Here is a 4188-nt window from a genome sequence, read left to right as displayed (position 1 = left end):
GGCCTAAGGGTAGGGAAGTTGAGAAAACGGCAAAGGGAGTGACTAGATAGGTGGGACTAAGGAGTTTTGCAGAGATTGCTAATTAAAAATATGAGGAAGTATCAATATTTGGCTGATTCTTTGCAAACGTGCTGATTAACGTGTTTAAAGGATATAACAAGAGAGAAATTAAGAAAATTAAATTTGAAGAAAAAGTTGAAATTGCGCATTAATGAATAGTGTATTAATAATAGTGGTTGACATAGTAAGGATAATTGATATAAAAGTCAAATAAATAAGGTTAATACAGATGATGATAGACAAAAAGAGTAGCATCACCTGCACTTCTCGGAACTTATAAAAATGAAGAAACATTGGACACAAATAGAATTGATTGAGAATTGGACATTATCAAAAAAAGAGATATATATATGTAATATGAAAAATTCTATAGGATTATATGGATTGCATATGAAGTATTATGATGTATATGGAAATTTTCCTGAATATAGCGAGAAAGTATCTGATATAGTAATTGAATACATTGCTAAACAACTAAGTGTGAGTCAAGAATCTATTTTAAATCATAATTGTGCAGACAGGAGCATTAGACAATACAAAAGTGAGATTCGGGAGTATTATGGTTTTTCAAGACTCTCTAATAAAAACAAAGAGGGAGTTGTCAAACACATAGTTGAAAATTTATTACCACAAGGATTGGGTAATAAGAGTATTATAAAAGAGGTATGCAGTTATTTGTATGAGAATAAAATAGAAAGATTAGCAAGTGCAGAGTTAATAAGATTTATAAACAACGAGTGTAATAAATATGAGCAAGAACTTATTTTTGCTGTTAATAAAATCTTAAGCCAAAGTATAAAAAGAAAATTAAAATCTTTAATCAAGGATATTGATTCAGATGGAGAAACCAATTATACAAAAATAAAATGTAATCCTGGAAAATTATCAAAAACTACTATTGAGGAAGAGTTAGAAAGATTGGAATATATTAAAACAACAGGGATTCTCGATATTGATTTTAATAGAGTTAATATAACTAATAAGGTATTAAAAAAATATCATGACAAAGTAGCGATAAAATCACCTAGTGAGTTATTGAAAATAAGTAAAAATAATAAAAATAAATTTAATTTTGTTATGACTTGCTTTTGTAAATATAAAGCTGGAAAAAATACTGATAATTTAATCAATATTCTGATAAAGAAAGTTCAAAAGATAGAAAGAAGGGGTTTACAAAAGGCAAAGCATGATTTATGGGATATAGAAGAAAATGATGCAGTATTATATGATAGTTTAGTTGATATATCATTAGCAAAACCTGAAGGGGTGATCAGAGAAGCTATTTATCCCGTAGTTGGAGGGAAATCACAATTAGAGAAAGCACAAGAATTAAGGAGAGTAGGAAAGATAAAGAAGAAGATTTTAGAATATGAGAGCTTCAAACGTCTTTATATATCGCAAAATCGAAGATATATAATGACTATTTTGGAGGAAGTAAATTTAAGGTCTAATACTGATAATAATATATTCAATGCAATACAGTATATTTTGCAACAATGGAAAGAAGATAATGGGCTAGTTTATTTTGATAAAAAAGAAATTGCTATAGATAACGTTGTGGCAGCTCAGGATTTACTAGTTATGGGATATGATTGTGATAAAATAAATAAAATCTACTATGAATTAGCAGTATTGAGGAAGTTAAAGAAAGAACTTAATAATAGAAATATTTGGAGCAACATTGGCTTGAAATATACAAATCCTAAGAAATGGATCCCTGAGAATTATGATGAAAAGAGAGAAGATTATCTATGTATGTTAGGAATTGACGTAAGTGGTAAAAAGCAAATAGGAAAGACAAAACAAGAGCTTATAGATGTAACTATTGAGTTAAATAAAACAATATTAGATAATCCAAAGGTTAGAATAGGTAAGAAGGCAAAGAAAGCTCATATATTTATTACACCTAATGTAGCGCAAGAAGAACCAGAAAACATATCAACTCTCAAGCAAAAAGTTCTGAGGAAATGGGGCTATATAAGCTTACTTGATATATTAAAAGAAGCTGACCTGAGAATTGGATTAACATCTGAAATAATTAATACAACTGATAAAATAGCTATTGAAAGAGAGGAGTTACAACAAAGATTACTTTTGTGTATTTATGCAGCAGCAACTAACACTGAACTAAAAAGAGTATGTATAGGAATTGAGGGTATAACAGTCGATGATTTAAAATATGTAAAGAAGAGATATTTAACAGCAGAAGTAATGAAGCATGTAATCCAAAAGCTGATTGATTCTACCCTATGTATTAGAGATAAAGAAATATTTGGAGAGCTTGAAAGTATAGTAGGATCGGATTCAACACAGATTGCAGCGTGGCCTGGAAATTTAATGAGTGAGTTTCATGTAAGATATAAAGAGAGGGGGATAATGGCTTATTGGCATATTGAGAAGAAAGCTTTATGTATATCTTCGCAACCAAGAAAATGTCATGATCCTGAAACTGTATCAATGTTAATAGGTCTTATAAATCATAAAACGAAGATTAAAATCAAAGGACAATCAACAGATAGCAACGGACAAAGTTTGATAGCATTCGCAATATGTCATTTACTTGGAATTAATCTTCAGCCAAGGATTAAAAGAATAGGATATTTAAAAATATCTAAAGCCGATCGTAATATGGCAAAGAGGCATTATTGCAATATTGAAGAGGTCATGGGGAAAACGATAAATTGGGACTCAATAATAGATCAGTATGATGAATTTGCTAAACATTTAGTGGCATTGCAGCTGGGAACAGTTGATTTAGAAGTGATACTTAAAAAGTTGCTAATGGAAAATAAAAAAAGTCCAATGTATATGGCTTTGTTAGAATTAGGAAGAGCTGTAAGGTCTATATTTATTTGCAGATATTTAATGTCTGAAGAATACAGAATAGAAATAGATGAAGTATTAAACGTTGTTGAGAACTGGAATTCTGGTAATATCTTTATCTTTTTTGCAAGGAGAGGGATAATATCATCCAATAATGAAATTGAACATGAATTGACGATATTATCACTTCATTTATTACAATCATCATTAGTGTATATCAACACCCTATTATTACAACAAATTATCAAAGAAGAAAGATATCATGATATCTTGACTTTAGAAGATAAAAGAGCGATTACTCCATTGTTCTATCACCATATAAACCAGTATGGGGTATACAAATTAAACATGAAAGAACGAATAGAAATAGAGGTGTGAAAAGTGGCAGAAGAAAAAAAAATGACAGTTAAGCAAAAAGCAAAGCAAGTGGCAAGGTTACTAAGAAGCGAAAGACCTGACTATTTTTATCTTAAAGAATTATTTAGACATTTAAGAAAAGAATTAAATGTAGTGGTACAACAACAGCCTAAAAAATTACCTTATGTTCCAACAGAAGAAGAAATAAATAATTATTATGAGGTAGTTTGGAATACACAAAATGTTGCTCATATGGTTCTTATTAAAATATTATTATATACAGGAGTTAGAGTTGGAGAGTTAGTAAAAATTAAAATGGAAGATGTATATTTGAATAAATGCCAGATTAAAATAAAAGATGGTAAAGGGCATAAAGATAGAGTTTTACCATTCCCAAGAACTTTCAGGGAGGTACTAGCAGCACATATAAAAACAAACAAGACAAAAGGCGCTATATATTTATTTGAATCAATACGAAAAGCACCTTTTACGGATCGAGGCATTAGAAAAATATTGGCTGAATATACGAAAAAAGCAAAAATGAAACATGAGATTACACCACATAAATTAAGACATTTTTTATTTACATGGATGAAAAAAAAGGGTATTGATGATGCATTAATACAACCATATTCAGGACATGAATCTAGAAAATCATTAGAATTATATTCTAAATTATCTATAACAGATGCCCAAAATAAGTATAATGAGGTTATTAATGAATTCCCTATTTAAATTAGTATCAATCGCTAATATAAAAACAGAACTAAGTTCACAATATTTGCTATGATTTTAGATTTTTTAGATTTCTTAATACTCCGCATAAAAAGGTTAAATAAAGCCATTTATCAAAGTAATGATAAAAAACTCTATGTGCCCGAAATAACGATATAACCGCTTGTTTAATATATACTTTGCCGTTTTCTCAACTTCCCTACCCTTAGGCCT

2 protein-coding genes are annotated in these 4188 nt (G+C 29.4%); both read left to right on the top strand.

Annotated features, from left to right (window positions below):
• Positions 1-342 precede the first annotated feature (342 nt).
• Complete coding sequence (locus h2es_RS07485) at positions 343-3261, top strand: Tn3 family transposase (RefSeq protein ID WP_195910011.1); 2919 nt, start codon at positions 343-345, stop codon at positions 3259-3261.
• 3 nt (positions 3262-3264) lie between these two features.
• Positions 3265-3975, top strand: coding sequence for a tyrosine-type recombinase/integrase (locus h2es_RS07480; protein WP_326845028.1), 711 nt, complete (start codon positions 3265-3267; stop codon positions 3973-3975).
• Positions 3976-4188: the final 213 nt, after the last annotated feature.

This window comes from Rickettsiales endosymbiont of Trichoplax sp. H2 (assembly GCF_009690945.1).
GTDB classification, from domain to species: domain Bacteria; phylum Pseudomonadota; class Alphaproteobacteria; order Rickettsiales; family Midichloriaceae; genus Aquirickettsia; species Aquirickettsia rohweri.
This window is presented reverse-complemented; position numbering and strand designations above follow the sequence as displayed.

Coding starts and splice junctions, on each gene's coding strand:
- h2es_RS07485 (WP_195910011.1), top strand. CDS start 343: ATGAAGAAACATTGGACACAAATAGAATTGATTGAGAATTGGACATTA.